Source organism: Pedobacter sp. ok626, assembly GCF_900100435.1.
Classification (GTDB): Bacteria; Bacteroidota; Bacteroidia; order Sphingobacteriales; family Sphingobacteriaceae; genus Pedobacter.
Window position 1 is genome coordinate 150,477 of sequence record NZ_FNEX01000011.1, and the last position, 19,783, is coordinate 170,259.

General features: G+C 39.0%; 16 protein-coding genes. 6 read left to right on the top strand and 10 right to left on the bottom strand.

From position 1 onward, the window contains the following. Positions 1 to 12: 12 nt before the first annotated feature. The 3 genes from BLS35_RS16050 to recJ are packed head-to-tail and all read right to left on the bottom strand — an operon-like array spanning position 13 to position 3,993. The gene (locus BLS35_RS16050; RefSeq protein ID WP_090782868.1) at positions 13 to 1,521 is read right to left on the bottom strand and encodes a GH3 auxin-responsive promoter family protein; all 1,509 of its coding nucleotides are present in this window, start codon (positions 1,519 to 1,521) and stop codon (positions 13 to 15) included. Positions 1,522 to 1,542: 21 nt separating this feature from the next. Further along, positions 1,543 to 2,277 (bottom strand): LPS export ABC transporter ATP-binding protein, encoded by a 735-nt coding sequence (lptB, locus tag BLS35_RS16055; RefSeq protein WP_090782870.1) that lies wholly within the window; start codon positions 2,275 to 2,277, stop codon positions 1,543 to 1,545. Between the two features lie 9 nt (positions 2,278 to 2,286). Continuing rightward, the gene (recJ, locus tag BLS35_RS16060; protein ID WP_090782873.1) at positions 2,287 to 3,993 is read right to left on the bottom strand and encodes a single-stranded-DNA-specific exonuclease RecJ; all 1,707 of its coding nucleotides are present in this window, start codon (positions 3,991 to 3,993) and stop codon (positions 2,287 to 2,289) included. A 142-nt stretch (positions 3,994 to 4,135) separates the two neighbouring features. Here recJ and BLS35_RS16065 point away from each other — a divergent pair, with 142 nt between their 5' ends. Then, complete coding sequence (locus BLS35_RS16065) at positions 4,136 to 4,900, top strand: MBL fold metallo-hydrolase (RefSeq protein WP_090782875.1); 765 nt, start codon at positions 4,136 to 4,138, stop codon at positions 4,898 to 4,900. A gap of 7 nt (positions 4,901 to 4,907) precedes the next feature. Here BLS35_RS16065 and BLS35_RS16070 read toward each other — a convergent pair whose 3' ends face one another. The 3 genes from BLS35_RS16070 to BLS35_RS16080 all read right to left on the bottom strand — a co-directional run bounded on the left by BLS35_RS16070 (position 4,908) and on the right by BLS35_RS16080 (position 9,150). Continuing rightward, positions 4,908 to 5,303: a response regulator gene (locus BLS35_RS16070; RefSeq protein ID WP_090782878.1), complete on the bottom strand. Its 396-nt coding sequence runs from the start codon at positions 5,301 to 5,303 to the stop codon at positions 4,908 to 4,910. Positions 5,304 to 5,470: 167 nt separating this feature from the next. Beyond that, positions 5,471 to 8,347 carry an aminomethyl-transferring glycine dehydrogenase gene (gcvP, locus tag BLS35_RS16075; protein ID WP_090782880.1) on the bottom strand — a complete coding sequence of 959 codons (2,877 nt, stop codon included), beginning with the start codon at positions 8,345 to 8,347 and terminating at the stop codon, positions 5,471 to 5,473. A gap of 83 nt (positions 8,348 to 8,430) precedes the next feature. Further along, positions 8,431 to 9,150, bottom strand: a complete 720-nt coding sequence (locus tag BLS35_RS16080) for a pyridoxine 5'-phosphate synthase (protein WP_090782883.1) — start codon at positions 9,148 to 9,150, stop codon at positions 8,431 to 8,433. A 23-nt stretch (positions 9,151 to 9,173) separates the two neighbouring features. Between BLS35_RS16080 and BLS35_RS16085 the strand changes: the two genes are divergently transcribed. Beyond that, on the top strand, positions 9,174 to 10,748 hold the full coding sequence (locus BLS35_RS16085) for a mechanosensitive ion channel family protein (RefSeq protein WP_090782886.1): 1,575 nt from the start codon (positions 9,174 to 9,176) through the stop codon (positions 10,746 to 10,748). 1 nt (position 10,749) lies between these two features. Further along, entirely contained in the window at positions 10,750 to 11,742 is a 993-nt protein-coding gene (locus BLS35_RS16090; RefSeq protein WP_090782890.1) for a polysaccharide deacetylase family protein, read from the top strand. Positions 11,743 to 11,830: 88 nt separating this feature from the next. On the opposite strand, the gene ahcY is transcribed toward BLS35_RS16090, so the two are convergent. Then, entirely contained in the window at positions 11,831 to 13,147 is a 1,317-nt protein-coding gene (gene ahcY / locus BLS35_RS16095) for an adenosylhomocysteinase (protein WP_090782894.1), read from the bottom strand. 220 nt (positions 13,148 to 13,367) lie between these two features. On the opposite strand from ahcY, the gene BLS35_RS16100 reads away from it, so the two are divergent. Continuing rightward, complete coding sequence (locus BLS35_RS16100; RefSeq protein ID WP_090782897.1) at positions 13,368 to 13,778, top strand: BrxA/BrxB family bacilliredoxin; 411 nt, start codon at positions 13,368 to 13,370, stop codon at positions 13,776 to 13,778. A gap of 57 nt (positions 13,779 to 13,835) precedes the next feature. Here the strand turns inward: BLS35_RS16100 and BLS35_RS16105 are convergent, their stop codons facing one another. The 3 genes from BLS35_RS16105 to folP all read right to left on the bottom strand — a co-directional run bounded on the left by BLS35_RS16105 (position 13,836) and on the right by folP (position 18,018). Continuing rightward, on the bottom strand, positions 13,836 to 16,196 hold the full coding sequence (locus BLS35_RS16105; protein ID WP_090782899.1) for an ATP-binding protein: 2,361 nt from the start codon (positions 16,194 to 16,196) through the stop codon (positions 13,836 to 13,838). Between the two features lie 102 nt (positions 16,197 to 16,298). Then, a complete protein-coding gene (cdaA, locus tag BLS35_RS16110) occupies positions 16,299 to 17,090 on the bottom strand; it encodes a diadenylate cyclase CdaA (RefSeq protein ID WP_090782901.1) in 792 nt (263 codons plus the stop codon). Between the two features lie 70 nt (positions 17,091 to 17,160). Next, positions 17,161 to 18,018 carry a dihydropteroate synthase gene (gene folP / locus BLS35_RS16115; protein WP_090782903.1) on the bottom strand — a complete coding sequence of 286 codons (858 nt, stop codon included), beginning with the start codon at positions 18,016 to 18,018 and terminating at the stop codon, positions 17,161 to 17,163. 70 nt (positions 18,019 to 18,088) lie between these two features. Here folP and BLS35_RS16120 point away from each other — a divergent pair, with 70 nt between their 5' ends. Beyond that, positions 18,089 to 18,631 (top strand): DUF1599 domain-containing protein, encoded by a 543-nt coding sequence (locus tag BLS35_RS16120; protein ID WP_090782905.1) that lies wholly within the window; start codon positions 18,089 to 18,091, stop codon positions 18,629 to 18,631. Further along, positions 18,631 to 19,782 (top strand): BT_3928 family protein, encoded by a 1,152-nt coding sequence (locus BLS35_RS16125; protein WP_090782907.1) that lies wholly within the window; start codon positions 18,631 to 18,633, stop codon positions 19,780 to 19,782. The genes BLS35_RS16120 and BLS35_RS16125 overlap by 1 nt, the downstream gene beginning before the upstream one ends. Position 19,783 lies beyond the last annotated feature (1 nt).

A 19,783-nucleotide genomic window follows, 5' to 3' on the forward strand; every position in this document is an offset into this window, starting at 1 on the left:
TAAATAGTCTGACTATAGTACGGATAAGATCTCCTCTACGTACTTTCTGTCGTTGGCCAGTCGTGGTACTTTATGTTGTCCACCTAGCTTCCCTTTCGATTTTAGCCAGTTGTAAAATGTATTTGCAGGTGCATTATGGACTTTCGGCCTACGCAAAGCAAGATCTTTAAATCGCTTTGCATCATAGTCCGAGTTTACTTCCCTTAACGTTTGATCTAGTACATCTACAAACTTTTCAAAATCATTTGGCTGTTGGTCAAATTCTATGATCCATTCGTGGCCACCCACTTCTTCTCCTTTAAAATAGATCGGGCAAGCGGTGTAATCCTTAAACACAGCATTTGTTTCAGTACAAGCCTTGCAAATGGCTTGCTCTGCATTGTCAATAATTACTTCTTCTCCAAATGCATTGATAAAATGCTTGGTACGTCCAGTAATTTTAATGCGGTAGGGCGAAAGGTTGGTAAACTGTACGGTATCCCCAATCATGTAGCGCCATAAACCACCATTGGTAGAAATGATGATGGCATAATTCTTATTCAGCTCCACTTCGGCAAGTGATAGCGTCCGAGGATGTTCGTCCTCAAGCTGCTCTAAAGGCAGGAATTCGTAGTAAATTCCATAATCAAGCATCAATAGCATCTCATCAGAATTTACTTCATCCTGTATGCCAAAAAAGCCTTCAGATGCATTATAGGTCTCCAGGTAATACATATCATTACATGGAATCAGTTCTTTGAATTGTTCTCTGTAAGGTTTGAAATTAACGGCACCATGTATGTAAAGTTCAAGGTTTGGCCATACTTCCAATAAATGTTTCTTACCAGTTATCTCTAAAACCTTTTTGGCCAATACAATGGTCCAGGTGGGTACTCCGGCAATATTGGTTACATTCTCTTTTATGGTTGCCTCTGCCATCTTTTCCATCTTTTCCTCATAATTGTCCATCAGGGCAATAGAAATGTTTGGGGTACGGTAATATTCGGCCCATACCGGCAAATTTTTGATGAGTACAGCTGAGAGATCGCCGTAAAACGAATCTTCATTCAGCTGGTTGATTTGGTGACTTCCGCCTAGAACCAGCCCTTTTCCCGTAAGGATCTGGTTGTTGGGTCTGTTGTTGCAAAAGATAGAAAGCATATCCTTTCCACCTTTAAAATGGCATTCTTGCAAAGACTCTTCAGATACAGGGATAAATTTGCTCCTGTCGCTGGTTGTGCCTGATGATTTGGCAAACCATTTAATCTCCGAAGGCCAGAGGATATTTTGTTCCCCTTTAAGCATACGTTCAATGTAAGGCTTTAAGGTGTCGTAGTTTTGTATGGGTATCCTTTCTTTAAACTGCTGCGGGCTAAGGATGGATTGATAATCGTATTTTAAGCCCCATTCTGTATATTCCGCGCTGGATATCAGTTTATGAAACCATTCTTCCTGTACATCATGTGGGTACTTCATAAAAAGCTCGATCTGATGAACTCGCTTTTTCATATACCAAGTAAAAATTGAATTTACAATTGCCATGCGTTGGGTTTTGAATAAGGATTAAAGGTTTTTTTTACGAAGCACGAAATTAGAGCCCAGGTACACCCTTCTTACCATTTCATTGGCAGCAAGAACTTCTGGCGTGCCCGATTCGAGGATTTTACCTTCAAAAAGTAAATAAGCCCTATCGGTAATAGACAAGGTTTCCTGAACATTATGGTCTGTAATCAATATTCCTATATTTTTTTGTTTTAGTTTGGCCACAATGGTTTGAATCTCTTCAACCGCAATGGGGTCGACACCTGCAAAGGGTTCATCCAATAGGATAAAGTTAGGGTTTGCAGCAAGTGCTCTTGCGATTTCAGTTCTTCTTCTTTCTCCACCAGAAAGTAGATCCCCTCTGTTTTTACGAACCTTATGCAAACTAAACTCACTAATCAGTTCTTCCAGTCGCTCATGTCGCTCTTCCTTATTCAATTTGGTCATTTCTAAAATGGCCATGATGTTATCTTCTACGGATAATTTCCTGAATACTGAGGCTTCCTGAGCCAAATAACCAATTCCCTTTTGGGCCCTACGGTACATTGGGTCGCTGGTAATGTCTTGGTCATCTAAAAAAATTGTGCCTTCATTAGGCTTAATCAAGCCAACAATCATATAAAATGATGTCGTTTTCCCTGCTCCATTTGGTCCTAACAGACCAACAATTTCTCCCTGGCTTACACTAAACGAAACGTCGTTAACAACCGTACGCTGCTTATATTTTTTGATTAGATGCTCAGCTCTTAATATCATTTATATATATTAATTATCGATTTTTATTCCTTTAATATTTAATTGTATTCGTCTTTGTTCCTTCCAAACATTCTCCTCTATGGTATAACAAACGGAAAAAGGTTGGTTTGGTTGTAGCAGGGGTTCATATTCTTCTGCCATTCCAAATCCGATACATTCAAAAATAGGGGAATTTTGTTGTTTTATGGTTAATTTTAAATGTTTTGTACCTACAACAAAGGGACGTCCTATAAGAGTTACCGCATTTGTTACAAATATAGGCGCCACATTATGCGGACCAAAGGGAGCCATTTGCGCAATAATGCGCTGAAACTTTCCGTCTATTTGCGAAAGGTGGATTTCGTTATCAATCTTAATTTCCGGACAAAGTAGGTCATCTGTAATTGTGGCCTTTACAATCTCTTCAAAGCGGTCGGCAAAAGCGTCAATGTGTTCTGGTTTCATGGTTAAGCCAGCAGCAAACTTATGTCCACCAAATTGTTCAAGCAGATCCACACAGCCTAGTAAAGCCTCATACAGATCAAATCCCGGTACAGAACGGGCAGAGCCAGTTAGTAAGCCATTTGATTTTGTGAGTACAATTGTGGGGCGGTAATAGGTCTCCGTTAGTCTGGACGCAACAATGCCAATCACACCTTTATTCCAGCTTTCATGATAGACAACTGTTGTTTTTTTATTCATCAGAATGTTGCATTCGCCAATTAATGCTAAAGCTTCGGCGGTAATGCTCTGGTCGGATGTTTTACGATCGGTATTTTGTAAATTGATGAGTAAGCTTTGCTCAAGGGCTAGTGTGTCTTCTGTACATAACAACATTTTAACCGCCTGATTTGCATGATCCATTCTTCCGGCGGCATTGATGCGCGGAGCCAGGGTAAATACGACATCAGTAAGGGTATAATCCTTGTTTTTACCTGATATGTCCATCAATGCTTTCAAACCCATGCAAGGATTTGTGTTTAGCTTAATCAAGCCGTGGTAGGCCAGGATCCGGTTTTCATCCTCTACGGGAACAATATCAGCGGCAATACTCACCATCACCAGGTCAATATATTTTTCGTATTGTGTTGCTGGTAATTGATGTGTAATGCAATAAGCTTGCGCTAATTTAAATCCAATACCACAACCAGCTAGTTCTTTAAATGGGTATTGACAATCATTACGTTTAGGATCCAGAACAGCAATAGCAGCAGGTAACTCATCACCAGGTAAATGGTGATCGCAAATGATAAAATCTATACCTAAGGTGTTTGCATAATCAATTTTATCTGTGGATTTTATCCCACAATCAAGGGCAATAATTAAACTGAAGCCTTCGGTTTTTGCATAATCGATACCAGTTGTCGAAATTCCATAGCCTTCTTTATGTCGGTCGGGGATGTAATAGGTAATGCGATCAGTAAATTGGTTAAAGAAACTAAATGCCAGGGCTACAGAAGTAGTTCCATCAACATCATAATCGCCATAAATCAATATTTTTTCGTTTTTACTTAGCGCGGTATCTATACGCTCAATAGCCTTGTCCATATCCTTCATTAAAAAAGGATCGTGCAGTTTGGCTAGCTCTGGTCTGAAGTATTCGCGGGCCTCATCAAAGGATGAAATGCCTCTTTGTACCAAAATTTGTGCTAAACTCTTATCTATATTTAATTTTTGTGCAAGCAAGTCTGTTGTTTCAGGATTTCCTTGGACAGCCTGCACCCATCTTTTCTTCATTGTTATCTGTTTGTTTATCAATCCTTATGAATTTTGCATGACCTTATAGTTGTCATTTATGAACAGGAAGTTCACGCAGGTTCCATATCTTTGCAATGATTCGTAAATATATCATTTAATTTCTGCTTAAAATAAAACGCCATTGCAAGTTTTCACTTTATACGAAGGTTCTTATTCTGTTGCTGCGGATAAGAAATTTGTTCCCTTTAATCCGGAGACAGATGATCCTAAAAGTCGTCCGGCATCTTTGTTTATCCACGTGCAGCCCTTCCTTGTAAAATTAAATAATTCGTTGATCCTATTCGATACGGGGCTTGGGTACAGCAATGATAAAGGACAGTTGATTTTGCATGAGAATATTAAAAAAGCCGGATTTGATCCTGAAGATGTGGATATGGTACTGATGTCTCATTTACATTTTGATCATTCCGGGGGGATGATTCATCACCTTGGAGATAAAATAGAGTTAAGTTTTCCACATGCAAATTATGTCATTCAACGCGGAGAGTGGGAGAGTGCTTTTACCAATAAATCTTCTTCTTATAAAACCGAAATATTCGAATTTCTGCAACGTAATGCACAGCTTACTTTTATTGAAGGTTCTGGACAGCTGACAAATGAGATTAGCTATGAACTGACTGGAGCACACACGCCTTTTCATCAGGTTTACTTACTGGATGATGGAGTAGATAAAGTGTTTTTTGGTGGGGATGTATTGCCTGAGCCTGAGGAGCTATTAAGGAAGTTTATTGCTAAGTATGACTTTGACGGAAGAAAAGCGATGGAATTAAGAGAAGAATTTGGGATAAGGGCAGCTGCTGAAAACTGGAATTGTTTGTTCTATCACGGAAAAAGCAGAGCTACTGGTTATGTTAGCCTAACAGACGGACAGTTTAAGATTTCGTAGGTTTTTGCTAATCTAGTAACTTAAAAAGTTCAATTAATCTTTCTATAGATAAGGGTTTAGAGATAAACCCTTTCACTTTTGCATAGGTTTTTGCTTTCTCTATGTCATTCTCATACACCGAAGAAGAAAGCATATACATATCTACTTTTTTGGTGATGTTTAATGCGTCATAAGCATCCAGAAATTCCCAGCCATTCAATACCGGCATGTTAATGTCGATAAGAATAAGTTGTGGAAAGTCGGTATGACCGAGCGTAGCTTTCAAATGGTCAATAGCCAGTAGTCCATTTGCTTTGGATACCATATTGACATTATAGCCCGTCTTTTCAACTATCTTTTTGATGATAAAGATGTTAATGTCGTCGTCATCAATAACGAGAAGGTTAATTTTATTATCCATCATAAAGTTGATTGGCCCCTAGCCCAAAAATTGCTATTCGTATAAAGTTATGAAATATGTATGTAAATTGTCAATGTAGTAAACATTTATTTTATCATAAAAAAAGCCATTACTAATAATGGCTTTTTTTATTTCGCTATAAAACTTATTATCGTAGCAATAAGTTTTATTTATACATGTTCTTCCATGTAACTTTCAATTGGAGGACATGCACAAACTAGTGACCTGTCACCAAATGAATCGTTAACTCTGCCCACAGATGGCCAGAATTTATAAGCTGCTACATAAGGCAATGGAAATGCTGCTGTTTGCCTGCTATAATTATGGTTCCAGTCGTCACCTGTAACTACAGCTGCCGTATGTGGTGCATTTTTTAAAGGATTGTCTGTTTTATCAAGGGCACCATTTTCAATCGACGAAATCTCTTTTCTGATGGCAATTAAAGCATCGCAGAAACGATCAAGCTCATGTTTAGGCTCGCTTTCTGTTGGCTCAATCATTAAGGTTCCAGCCACAGGGAATGATACAGTTGGTGCATGGAAACCATAATCCATTAAGCGTTTAGCAATGTCAACTACTTCAATGCCGTAGTTTTTAAAGCCTCTGCAATCCAGGATCATCTCGTGTGCACAACGTCCATTAGCTCCCGAATATAATACTGGGTAATGTTGCTCTAAACGCGCTTTCATGTAATTTGCATTCAATATCGCATATCTGGTAGCGTTAGCTAATCCATCTGCACCCATCATAGCAATATAAGCATGAGAGATAATCAGGATGGAAGCAGAACCCCATGGAGCGGAAGATACTGCGTGAATAGACTTTCCATTGTCGATATTTACTACAGCATGTCCTGGTAAATAAGGCACAAGGTGTTTTGCTACACCAATTGGGCCCATACCTGGACCACCACCACCGTGAGGGATACAGAAAGTTTTATGTAAGTTTAGGTGGCAAACGTCAGCACCAATATTACCTGGGCTAGTTAAACCAACCTGAGCATTCATGTTTGCGCCATCCATATAAACTTGTCCACCATTCTCATGGATGATGTTACAGATATCTATAATGCTCTCCTCAAATACACCATGTGTAGAAGGGTAGGTCACCATTAAACAAGAAAGGTTAGCAGCATGTTCTTCAGCTTTCGCTTTTAAATCAGCAACGTCAATGTTTCCGTTTTCTAATGATTTCACAATGATAATCTTCATTCCTGCCATAGCAGCAGAAGCTGGATTAGTACCATGTGCTGACGAAGGAATTAAGGCGATGTTACGGTGTGCATCACCACGATCATTGTGGTAAGCTCTGATCACCATTAAACCTGCATATTCACCTTGGGCTCCTGAATTTGGCTGTAAGCTCATCGCGGCAAAACCGGTGATTTCGCTTAACCATTTGTCTAATTCATTAAATACAGTATAGTAACCTAAAACCTGATCTGCTGGTGCAAAAGGGTGGATTTTACCAAACTCTGGCCAGGTAACAGGAATCATTTCTGTAGTTGCATTTAGTTTCATTGTGCATGAGCCTAAAGCAATCATTGAATGACAAAGTGAAAGATCTTTAGTTTCTAAAGATTTGATATAACGCAACATTTCATGTTCTGAACGGTGCGTGTTGAATATTGGGTGCGTTAAGTAATCTGATGTACGTTGTAAAGCTGCAGGAATTACAGTCTCCACGTTTTGATCATCCATTTCTACTGCATCAGCCGCAATGCCTTTTACTTTTGCAAATATTTTGGTTAGCAATTGAATGTCTTCAGCTGAAGTAGTCTCATCTAAAGCAATGGTAACAATGCTGCCATTGTAATGTAGATTAAGCTCATTGTCAATACACTCTCTGTGGATAGAATCCGACAGGTTGCCAAGGTCTAATTGGATCGTATCGAAATAAGCTTTGTTAAGTTGTTTGTAACCTAGTTTTTCTAATGATTTAGCCAGGGAAACTGCCAATCCGTGTGTACGCTCAGCAATTAATTTTAAGCCTTTAGGACCATGGTAAACAGCATAAAAACCAGCCATAATAGCTAGTAAAGCCTGTGCAGTACAAATGTTAGAGGTTGCTTTATCCCTGCGGATATGCTGCTCTCTGGTTTGTAAAGCCATACGCAAAGCGTAATTGTTATTACTGTCTATCGTTACACCAATAATACGGCCTGGGATAGAACGTTTGTACTCGTCTTTAGTCGCAAAGTAAGCCGCATGAGGACCACCAAAGCCCATCGGTACACCAAAACGTTGCGAAGTACCAACTACAACATCTGCACCCCACTCTCCCGGAGGAGTTAATAAGGTTAGACTTAATAAATCGGCTACAACAGTAACTTTAACATTTTTATCATGTGCCTTTTGTGCAAAACCGGTATAATCAAATACCTCACCATTACCAGCAGGGTATTGGATGATAGCGCCAAAGAACTCTTCACTAAGCTCGAAAGATTGGTGATTACCAATCACAAGCTCAATGCCATAAGGGTTAGCACGGGTTTTTAAAATATCTATAGTTTGAGGGAACAACAATTCAGAAACAAAGAATTTTGTAGCGCCTTGATTTTTACGCAGACTGTATTGCATAAACATAGCTTCAGCAGCAGCGGTACCTTCATCTAAAAGAGATGCGTTTGCAATTTCCATACCGGTAAGATCAATCACCATAGTCTGGAAGTTTAACAACGCTTGTAAGCGGCCTTGTGCAATTTCAGCCTGGTATGGAGTGTACTGAGTATACCATCCTGGGTTTTCCATTACATTGCGTAAAATAACACCTGGAGTAATGGTGTCATAGTAACCCTGGCCGATATAAGATTTGAAAACTTTATTTAAAGAAGCCGTTTGTTTTAGTGCTGCAAGGTAATCTTTTTCAGATTTAGCCTTTGGCAAATTCAACGGTTGCTTTAGTCTGATAGTTTGCGGTACTGTTTGTACAATCAGTTCGTCAATAGAACCCACACCAATGGTGTTTAGCATTTCATTGGCGTCCTGTGTGTTAGGGGCAATGTGACGGTCTTTAAAGTCCTCTTTGTAATGAATATTTAAGCTCATGAAGTCTATGAATAAAAAGTTGCGCAAAGGTAATAAAAAATACCCTTAGCTTCAGTCAAAAAGACTTCATAAAACTTTATGCATTAATGTTTCAATTGTTGCAGATACATTTGTATGGTGTTTTCAAGCCCTAAGTAAAGCGCATCGCTGATGAGTGCATGACCGATACTAACCTCAAGTAGGCCTGGAACGCTTTGCGCAAAATATTTCAGATTGTGCAGATCAAGGTCGTGCCCAGCATTAATGCCTAGTCCAAGTTCATTTGCTTTATGTGCTGCTGCAACATAAGGTAAAACGGCTTTTTCGCGGTTGTCGAAGTAATTATGTGCATAAGCTTCGGTGTATAGCTCAATTCTATCGGTTCCGGTTAAGACAGCAGCTTCAACCATTTCTACTACAGGATCAACAAAAATAGAGACTCTAATACCTGCTGATTTAAACAAGTTAACCATTTCCTTTAAATAGGCTGCATGTTTGATAGTGTCCCAGCCATGATTAGAGGTGAGTTGTCCGTCGGCATCTGGAACCAGGGTTACTTGTGCAGGCTTATTTGCCAAAACAAGCTTTACAAATTTTTCTTCTCTACAATTACCTTCAATATTAAATTCAGTTGCAATTACAGCTTTTAAATCGAAAACATCTTGATAACGAATATGTCTTTCATCAGGTCGTGGGTGTACCGTTATCCCTTCAGCGCCAAAACGCTCACAATCTAAAGCTACTTTTACAAGGTCCGGATTATTACCGCCTCTGCTATTGCGAAGCGTAGCTATTTTGTTGATATTTACTGATAGATGTGCCATGCACAAATATAAAAGAAATAACTATGTCAATACGATCTCTCTTTGTTTTTATAGCCTTTATCAGCATTTTTAACAGCAGTTACGCTCAGGAAAGCAAAAATGTTTTTAAAGGGTATCCTGTTATTGCACATTCAGATACGCTGTTTTTGGTTAAAAATAAGTTGGGCTCTTTGTCTGCCGCAGAAAGGGCTGAAAGAACCTCTACAAAAGTAGTCGCGCTGTCAGAAGACTTGCTTTTTGTGCCAGATTCGTTAATTACAGTAAAAGATTCGGCACTAATAGATATTGCTTACAAAGGGGATGTGTTGCTAAGTTTGTCGAAAGCTGATGCAGATTCGGTAAAGATGGATAGGGAAGTGATGGCTAAGGCTTATCGTGATATTGTTGCAGAGAATATAAATACCTATAAAAAGGAGACCGATGTTACAGAGTTATTAAAACGGGCTGGATTGGGCTTGCTTATCATTGCCATTATGGTGATGTGTATTTATTTCCTAAATAAGTATTCGAACAGGTTCAATGCCTGGTTACGTGTTAAGCTTCATGCAAAGATTTCAGGCTTTAAGATTAAAAACTATGAGTTAATTAACTCTAAAAATGAACTCCTCCTGATTCGAAAGGTATTGAACCTGATTAAGATAGTTGTGATATTTATTCTGGTCTACCTAACGCTGCCTATTGTATTTAGGCTTTTTCCATGGACTAAGCCCTGGAGTGACAGTTTGATTGGATTTGTGCTTAATCCATTAAAAAATATATCGAGTGCAATAATCAATTTCATTCCTGATTTAATTACGATTGGAGTCATCGTTATTGTTTTTCATTATATAAAAAAGATGGTTCGGTTTTTCTCTAATGAGATTGCAGCTGAGCGGTTAAAGATCAATGGGTTTTATCCAGATTGGGCCAAGCCAACTTATAACATTGTGAAGATCATTCTAAATGCATTTATGATCGTGGTGATCTGGCCATTTATTCCAGGTTCAAATTCCGAAATATTTAAAGGTGTTTCTGTATTTTTGGGAGTTTTGATTTCATTTGGCTCTTCATCTGCCATTAGTAATGGTGTGGCTGGAATGGTCATTACCTATATGCGCCCATTTAAGATTGGTGATGTGGTTAAGATTGGGGATACAACGGGAGCTGTCCAGGAAAAATCGTTGTTGGTAACTCGTGTTTTAACCTTTAAAAACGAGGTGATCACGATCCCAAATAGTGCAATTTTAACCGGAAATACAGTGAATTATAGCAGTCTGGCTGCACAGGATGGTTTAATTGTTCATACTACAGTAACCTTGGGCTATGATATTCCCTGGGCTACAGCGCACGAGCTGCTAATCAGTGCTGCGCTAGCCTCAGAGGGGGTAGTTAAAGAAAAACAACCTTTTGTATTGCAAACAGGATTAGAAGATTGGTATGTGTCTTACCAATTGAACGCTTATATCAGTAATCCTAAAAGGATGCCAGCCATTTATTCCGAAATTCATAAGAATATTCATATCGCATTTGATGCAGCCGGTGTAGAGATTATGTCGCCGCATTATCAGGCGATCAGAGATGGAAATGCGAGCACGGTTGTGAGTCCTGAAAAATCATAAAATGAAAAATATAAGCGATAAGGCAGTCAGTCTGCTTAGTTTCATTGGTTTAACTTTTTTCTTAGCTGTACCAGGCTTCGCACAAGTAAGTGTTGCGAATTACACTAGGTATTTTGCTGTAGTTAAATATGAAAATAAGACGCAGTTGGTGTTGCGTAAGTTTAAAAGAGATGATGTTGATTCCTTTTTGATTGTTGATCCTAATGAACTTACGACAGAAATAATTCCAGATGATCGGGTAAGTCCAAAAGCGCTAACCTGGAAGGAGGCACTTAATTATTTTAGCGATTCGCCATATGCGAAGACCATAAACGATGCAAGGCAATTATCCGGGAGTTTGCAAGATGCCGGGATCATTCATGGCTTTCCGAAAGAAAAGGGGATCACACTTACGATCGACCTTTGCCCCTCTCATAAACCGCTGGATAGGATTATTTTCAGCTCATTGATTACAGAGTTTCAGCGAACAGAAAAACCTGTTCCTGTGGCTATATCGATTACAGGAAGATGGATGCTGACCCATAGTAATGATTTGAAGTGGTTGAAAGAGCTCGTCCGTTCGGGGGATATTGACATTACCTGGGTAAATCATTCTTACAATCATCGGGTAAGTGCCAAGGCCCCACTTAAAACGAACTTTCTATTGGAGCCAGGAACCGATCTTAATTTTGAAATACTGGGGACAGAAATTGCAATGATCCAGCAAGGGTTGCTGCCCTCTATCTTTTTTCGTTTTCCAGGTTTGGTCTCTGATCAGCAAGTGGTGACTAAATTGCTTTCTTATGGAATTATTCCCGTAGGTAGTGACGCCTGGTTGGCAAAAGGACAGACTGCCAATTCTGGCAGTATCGTTTTGATTCATGGCAATGGAAACGAGCCTCTAGGCGTGAAAGACTTTATTCAGCTGTTGAAAAATAAACAAGCCGCGGTTAAAGGTAAGCAGTGGCTGTTATACGATTTAAGTGAAAGCATTGAGGATGAGTTTGAGAAATAAACGTTTTCGGATTTAATGCAAAAAGGGATGCAATTCTAAAACTGCATCCCTTTTCTATTTTTAACAGATTTTGTATCTGTTGTTGTGATTAGTATCTGTAAGCTTCTGGCTTGAATGGACCTTCAACAGGAACACCAATATAATCAGCTTGGTGTTGATCTAAAACATCAAGTTCTACACCAATTTTAGCCAAGTGTAAACGTGCTACTTTCTCATCTAAATATTTAGGAAGAACATAAACTTTGTTCTCATATTTATCTGTGTTAGTCCAAAGTTCTAATTGAGCTAGAGTTTGGTTTGTAAATGAGTTAGACATTACAAAACTAGGGTGACCAGTTGCGCAACCTAAGTTTACCAAGCGACCTTCAGCCAACAAGATGATGTCTTTACCATCAATTGTATATTTATCAACCTGAGGTTTGATCTCTACTTTAGTATCGCCATAGTTTTTGTTTAACCAAGCTACATCAATCTCATTGTCGAAGTGACCGATGTTACAAACGATCGCTTTATCTTTCATAGATTTAAAATGCTCAGCACGAACGATATCACAGTTACCAGTAGTGGTTACAATGATGTCAGCTTCTTTTACTGCTGTGGCGAATTTTTTAACTTCATAACCTTCCATTGCAGCTTGTAATGCACAGATCGGATCAATTTCTGAAACGATTACACGTACACCTTGCGAGCTTAAAGATTCAGCAGAACCTTTACCCACATCACCGTAACCAGCAACAACAGCAACTTTACCAGCCATCATTACGTCGGTAGCGCGACGGATCGCATCAACTAACGACTCACGGCAGCCATATTTGTTATCAAATTTAGATTTAGTAACTGAATCGTTTACATTGATAGCAGGTAAATGCAAAGTGCCATTTTTCATGCGCTCATATAAACGGTGTACACCTGTAGTTGTCTCTTCAGACAAACCTTTGATTGCTGGAATCAATTCAGGGAATCTATCAAATACCATGTTAGTCAAATCACCGCCATCATCTAAGATCATGTTTAGTGGCTGACGCTCAGGGCCGAAATGTAAAGTTTGTTCGATACACCAGTCAAAGCTCTCTTCATCTAAACCTTTCCAGGCATAAACCTGAATACCTGCAGCAGCAATCGCAGCAGCAGCGTGGTCTTGTGTTGAGAAAATGTTGCAAGATGACCAGGTCACTTCTGCACCAAGTTCTACTAATGTTTCAATTAAAACCGCAGTCTGGATGGTCATGTGTAAACATCCTGCAATGCGGGCACCTTTTAAGGGTTTTGATGGTCCGAATTCTTCACGTAATGACATTAAGCCCGGCATTTCTGCCTCTGCCAGTCCGATCTCTTTGCGGCCCCATTCTGCCAGTGAAATGTCCTTAACTTTGTAAGGAACGTAAGTTGTCTCTACTGATGACATATTGTGTTTGTTTAAATGAAGTGCAAAGTTACAGCATTACTTTATCAATAACAAAAAAGCACCCCTCTAAGGCATAGTATTGACAATGAGGGTATAAATGGGTAGCGCTAAGTAATTTAATCGTAAAAACTATCTCCTTAAGACGCTACACCTTTGATGCTAACTGCGAGTGCTGTACATTTGTATGTTCAAATAGGAATTATAAAAGTACTTAAAGCATATGTATCCAGAATATTTAGTAGAACCAATGCGTGCAGAACTTACTAAAGTAGGTTTTGAAGAATTAAAAACAGCAGAAGACGTTGATAACGCTATCAGTGGTGAAGGAACCGTATTTGTTGTTGTGAACTCTGTATGCGGTTGTGCCGCTGCAAACGCGCGCCCGGCAGCAAGACTGGCAGCAGCTAATGAAAAACATCCTGATAAACTGGTTACAGTTTTTGCAGGTATGGAAAAAGAAGCAGTAGATAGAGCAAGAGGTTATATGATGCCTTTTCCTCCTTCATCACCAGCGATGGCCTTATTTAAAGATGGTAAGTTGGTGCATATGATCGAGCGTCATCAGATTGAAGGTCGCCCGGCGCAAATGATTGCAGATAGCTTGATCGGAGCATTCGATCAGTATTGCTAATCGTTTAAACGAAAGATTTTATTCAAAGGGCTATCCGATATGATGGCCCTTTTTTATTTAGTAAGAAAGATGATGTAAAACCTTCCTGTATAATTCATCAGGTAAAAACGGTTTGATCACGATGTCATCAATCCCAGCTTCTGCTACCCTTAACTCTATCTCTTCAGGCAAGTTGGCCGTAAGTGCAATAATAGGGATGATAACTCCGTTTTGACGCATTTTAGCGCTAGATTTATAACCATCCATTACCGGCATATGTAGATCCATCAATATCAATCGATGTTTATTTACATCTAGCTTGTCTAATGCTTCTTGTCCATTTAATGCTACGTCTATGGTTGCACCCCAGCGTTCCAGATATCTTTGCGCTACAAGTACATTCATCAGATTATCTTCTACCAATAAGATATGAATACCAGTAAGCAATTGATCACTCTCATTGGGTAGTTGTTCCTGTTTGTTAAGCTCTAATGATTTTAAGCTCTTGTCAAAAGTTTGTACAAAATAAAATGTAGATCCTTTACCTTCACAACTAATCAGGTTTAGGGAGGAGTTTTGAAGTTCTAATATGCGTTTACAGATAGATAATCCCAGGCCAGTTCCGCCAAAACCTCTGGATGTCGAAGAATCGGCCTGAGTAAACCTTTCAAAAATAAGACGTTGCTTATCCTTTGAGATGCCTATACCCGTATCTGTAACTTCAATGTTTAAGGTTATAGTTTCATCTGTTTGCGCGATCACCTTTAGACCTACCTGTACAAAACCCTGATTTGTAAATTTGATAGCGTTGTGGACCAGGTTGGTAATCACTTGAGATAGACGGGTAGGATCACCCAGTAATTTGTGCTTAAGTGTTTTGTCAACATTTAGGGTCAAACCAATGCCTTTGTCGTTCGCTGCCCCCTGTAATCCTGAAACAATATTCCCTGCAATTGAAGATACATCCATCTCAATGTGCTCAAAGGAGACTTTTCCTGCTTCAATTTTATTGAGGTCTAAAATATCATTTACTATAGAGAGCAGATTGTTTGCAGAGAAAAGCATGACATCCAGTTGTTCCTTTTGGTCATTTCTGGGCGCGTTTTTTAAGAGCAAGTGACTCATCCCAATAACTGCATTTAAAGGAGTTCTGATTTCATGGCTCATCGTACTCAAAAACTCACTTTTTGCTTTTAATCCTTGCTCTGCTTCAACTCTCGCTTTTTTCAGCTCAAATGATACCCTATGTGAAAGTATGAGCGATTGAAGAAAGAAAAAGCTGATATAAAAAAGAAAACTAAGAAATTGAAACTGTGGAATAAAAGACCAGTAATGAAGCAAGGATATAGCGAAGACTGGCATCAGTGCAAATGAACTCATCAATGTGTAAATCGCGCCGGGCCTTTTTCTGATATAGGCCAATGTATATACGTATGGTACATAAACCAGACAGAATAGCATTACTGCCAGAAAGGGGTTCATTAATTGTGTAAAATATATAGGTGCTAAAAAAAGTGCAGCTAAAGAAAAACCAAAACAGAGCAAGCAGATACTTTTTATAACACCCCTATTAATATCAGCCGGATAGAGATAACGTGTGTACAAGGCGAATAGCCCTATTCCTAAAAATAGGGCTAAATACTCAAGTCGTGTGGTTAAATACCAGCTTAGATTAGGCAAAATCGTATGGAGTACATAGTTGTCAATTCCGATAATTCTGTAGCTATAAACTATAGAGAACAAGGAGAACAATAGAATCGCTTTATCTCTATTGCCCATTAAATAAAGCCCGAGAAAGAAAAAACCGCCCATAATCAAACAGCCGGTTAGTAATAGATCAATAGCTTCAGACTGCTTTCTTTTTAAAATAATGTCTTCTTTTTTGCCGATCCACATCGTTTTTTTAATACCCCCCTTACTATGGGTGAAGTTTGCTACCTGTAGCAATAGGGTTAGGCTATCCGTATTGCGAGGTAGCTCTATTGTTCTGTACTCCCAATAAGGAACAAAGTCTTTGGCAGTTGTACTAACATGCCCATTTGATGCCATTTGATATCCATTGACAAACACGCGGTAGGCACTGTAAGCTTCGGGCATTGCAATTCTTAAAGGGATATCAGTTTTAGGAAGCAGAACAATCAGCTTGTAAGTCGCAAAGCCTTTAGCAGGATAGCTTTTGCCATTTATTTTGTCTGTCCACCTAAAGGGAAAATCTACCAACTTTCCCGGGCTTAACTCAGGTTTACCAGGTGTTAAAAGTTGATTCCAGTAGAATAACCATTCACCATTAAGTGCTATTTGATGGTTTAACAATTGATCGCGAAGGTCTATAATGCCATTTTTCGCAATGGGAACTATTGCTTCAGATTTTGCAAAAACGGAACTTGAGAAGCAGTAAAGTACCAGTAGTGTGCTATATATATACTTTTTTATCTTCAAAAGAATTATTGAAATGATTAATTAATGATGTTGGATTAATTAGTTAACGATTTTAATTTTTGCGCTAATATAGGGGTAATTCAGAAAGTTATGGGAATCAAATTAGAAATCCTTATTTAGCAGCTTTTCAAGTTCTCCGAATGAGACATTCATTCTTACTCTTCCTTGTTTTGCGTAGGCGATTTCCCCGGTTTCTTCCGAGATAATAACCGCAACCGCATCTGTGGTTTCTGATACGCCGATACCGGCACGGTGACGTAGACCAAATTGTGGTGGTAGCTTATCGTTGTCGGTTAACGGAAGGATACAGCTCGCGCTCTTAATCTTATTCTCCGCAATAACAACGGCCCCATCATGGAGCGGGCTATATTTCTGAAAAATGCTTTCCAGTAAGCGCTTTGATATTTTTGAGTCAATGAGCTCACAGCTGTTGGCAAAAAGTTGATCGTCGTAAAACTTAACAAATACGATTAGTGCACCTGTTCTCGACTTTTTCATGCTTTTGCAGGCATCAATAATGGGCTTAATTCTAATCAGGTTATTTTGTTCGATATTTTTGCTGCCGAATAAATACCCCCACCAGGCCTTGTTTTGCTGCAGAAAGGTGTTTTTCCCTATTAAGAGTAGGAATCGACGGATTTCCGGCTGAAAGATCACGATCAATGCAATAATTCCTACACTCATAAACTGGTTAAGAATGCTAGACAATAGGTTCATGTGCAGTGCATCAACGATCCAATGGATCGCTAGGATAATCACCATGCCCAGTAAAAGATTTACAGCAAGGGTGTTTTTGATGAGGTTGTAAATGTAATATATGATGAGCGCGACAAGGATTATATCTACTGCATCTGTAATGGTAATCTTTAAGAAATCGAATTCAAGTGTTTTCAATGTGTTTAATTATTGTTTTGCAAAAATGCATCAGCTTAATTACCGCCAAGTTAGGAATTTTTTAGCCATATTATTGCTGTTGTGTCTTTCCAACCAATGCGATACACTCCGCTGCGGCTTTTACATCGTGAACACGTAAAATGTTAACGCCTTTTAGTAAGGCTATGGTATTCAATGTTGTAGTGCCATTTAAAGCCTGTTCAGGGCCTCCTCCTAAAAATTTATAGATCATAGATTTTCTCGAAAAGCCGGCAAGAACAGGGAGCTCAAAAATGTTGAGGTCGCTGATGTGCTGCAATAATTCATAATTTTGATCAAGCGTTTTAGAAAAGCCAAAGCCAGGGTCGAGAATAATGTCTTTTACCCCGAGCTTTTTAAGCTTGTCTATCTTTTCAGAGAAATAGCTGGTCATCTCCAGCATCAGATGGTGGTAGTTGGTATGCTGCTGCATGGTTTTGGGTGTTCCCTTCATGTGCATAATGATATAAGGAACATTTAAATCAGCTACAGTTTCAAACATAGCCTCATCCATTTCGCCAGCCGCAATATCGTTTATGATATGTGCTCCGGCTTCAATTGCTGCCCGGGCAACCTTGGCTCGAAAGGTATCTATGGAAAGCAAGGCTTCTGGGAAAGCCTTACTAATGGCTTCCACACCTGTAACAATTCTGTCTATTTCCTGCTCTTCAGTAACGTCATCAGCACCAGGTCTCGACGAATAGGCCCCAATATCAATAAAGCGACCGCCTTCATTTATAATGGTTTCAGCACGCTTCAGCGCCTGTTCAACAGTGCGGATGCGGCTTTCGCTATAAAATGAATCAGAGGTAAGGTTTAAGATTCCCATCACACAGGGAGTGCTTAAATCAACCAGCTTACCTTTCAGGTTTAGTGTGGTCTTTCGGTTTAAAAATGTATCTTTAGCCATTGTTTTAATACAAACTTAGATAAAAAAGATATCGTATTGAAACGGGTTTGAACTTATTATTTTAATTGTTTTGGCAACAAATACATCTCAGGAATTCGACGCTGTTATCGCAGTTTGCAAATCGCTTTTTTTAAAGAAAACAAAAGACTACGGAACCGCGTGGCGAATATTAAGACCGGCTTCTATAACCGATCAGATTTTCATTAAGGCACAACGTATTCGTACGTTAGAAGAAAAAAAAGTCTCTAAAGTAGGGGAGGACATCACTTCCGAATACATTGGCATCATTAATTATTGTGTGATCGCCATGATGCAATTGGATTTGGGCGAGCATGATCCATTGGAAATGGAACTGAAAGCCGTTGAGGCCGTTTACGATACAAAAGTAAATGAGACCAAGGAATTGATGTTCAACAAGAATCACGATTACGGTGAAGCCTGGAGAGACATGCGCATTAGCTCATTAACGGATTTGATTCTGATGAAAATCCTAAGGGTAAAACAAATCGAAGATAATTCAGGACAAACATTAGCGTCGGAAGGCGTAAGTGCCAATTATCAGGATATGTTAAATTATGCTGTTTTTGCATTGATTAAATTGGGCGTTCAATAATGAAGAAGATTGTATTAAACTTTTCGAGGATCTTTGTTGGTGTTCTTTTTATTTTCTCAGGATTAATTAAAGCCAATGATCCACTTGGGTTTGGCTATAAATTGCAAGAGTATTTCGATGTATTCCATATGTCCTTTTTGGGTGGGATGGCTACAGGAATTGCCATATTACTTTGCGTATTTGAAATCGTACTAGGTGCATTGTTGCTGTTTGGCTTTTGGAGTAAGAAAGTAACAAGTGGACTATTAGCGGTAATTGTCTTTTTTACCTTTTTAACCTTTGTGTCTGCTGCCTTTAAGGTGGTTACCTCTTGTGGCTGTTTCGGGGATGCAATTCCGCTAACTCCATGGCAATCATTCTCTAAAGACCTTGTTCTATTGGTGTTGATCATTTATTTATTTATCAATCGTGATCTGATCAAACCTGTTACTACAAACTTGAAAGTACAGCAAGGCTTATTTGTTTTTGTAACATTGGCTTCCACAATATTCGGCATATTTACTTACAGCACATTGCCTGTTTTAGATTTCTTGCCTTATAAAATAGGTGCAAACCTTCCTCAGTTGATGAAAATCCCTGAAGGAGAGAAAGGTGATGAGTACGCCATTATGTACAAGATGCACAATAAGAAGACTGGTGAAAAGAAAGTAATGAGCGATAAGGATTACTTGAAAACAGAGATCTGGAAAGACGAGAATTGGGAAATTGTAGGTGATCCAGACAAGGTTTTAGTGAAAAAAGGCTATGAGCCTAAAATCAAAGACTTGTTGATTACTGACGCTTCAGGTACCGATTACACAAAAGAACTGATAGAGAATCCTTATTATAGCCTGGTTATTGTGGCATACAACTTAAACGATACCAATGAGAAAGCCATCGCTGAGCTCAATGCATTGGCTTTAAATGCAGCTGAGCAGTTTAACATCAGAACGGTCTTGTTAACATCTAATTCTGCCAGTGATGCAGATGTGTTTAGCAAACGCATGAAGTTATTTGCCGAAGTGTTTTATGGCGATGCAGTACCTTTAAAAAGTATGGTTAGATCAAATCCTGGTGTAATGTTACTTAAAAATGGAGTGGTGATTAATAAATGGCATTACAATACAGTGCCTTCTTTCGATAAGCTTGCCGATATGTATTTTAGTAAATAAC

What these genes read in the sequence shown, in the direction of transcription:
- recJ (WP_090782873.1), bottom strand. Translation starts at nt 3,993, where the DNA reads ATGAAGAAAAGATGGGTGCAGGCTGTCCAAGGAAATCCTGAAACAACA.
- BLS35_RS16125 (WP_090782907.1), top strand. Translation starts at nt 18,631, where the DNA reads ATGAAGAAGATTGTATTAAACTTTTCGAGGATCTTTGTTGGTGTTCTT.
- BLS35_RS16100 (WP_090782897.1), top strand. Translation starts at nt 13,368, where the DNA reads ATGTATCCAGAATATTTAGTAGAACCAATGCGTGCAGAACTTACTAAA.
- gcvP (WP_090782880.1), bottom strand. Translation starts at nt 8,347, where the DNA reads ATGAGCTTAAATATTCATTACAAAGAGGACTTTAAAGACCGTCACATT.
- BLS35_RS16050 (WP_090782868.1), bottom strand. Translation starts at nt 1,521, where the DNA reads ATGGCAATTGTAAATTCAATTTTTACTTGGTATATGAAAAAGCGAGTT.
- folP (WP_090782903.1), bottom strand. Translation starts at nt 18,018, where the DNA reads ATGGCTAAAGATACATTTTTAAACCGAAAGACCACACTAAACCTGAAA.
- ahcY (WP_090782894.1), bottom strand. Translation starts at nt 13,147, where the DNA reads ATGTCATCAGTAGAGACAACTTACGTTCCTTACAAAGTTAAGGACATT.
- BLS35_RS16090 (WP_090782890.1), top strand. Translation starts at nt 10,750, where the DNA reads ATGAAAAATATAAGCGATAAGGCAGTCAGTCTGCTTAGTTTCATTGGT.
- BLS35_RS16080 (WP_090782883.1), bottom strand. Translation starts at nt 9,150, where the DNA reads ATGGCACATCTATCAGTAAATATCAACAAAATAGCTACGCTTCGCAAT.
- BLS35_RS16070 (WP_090782878.1), bottom strand. Translation starts at nt 5,303, where the DNA reads ATGATGGATAATAAAATTAACCTTCTCGTTATTGATGACGACGACATT.
- lptB (WP_090782870.1), bottom strand. Translation starts at nt 2,277, where the DNA reads ATGATATTAAGAGCTGAGCATCTAATCAAAAAATATAAGCAGCGTACG.
- BLS35_RS16085 (WP_090782886.1), top strand. Translation starts at nt 9,174, where the DNA reads ATGTCAATACGATCTCTCTTTGTTTTTATAGCCTTTATCAGCATTTTT.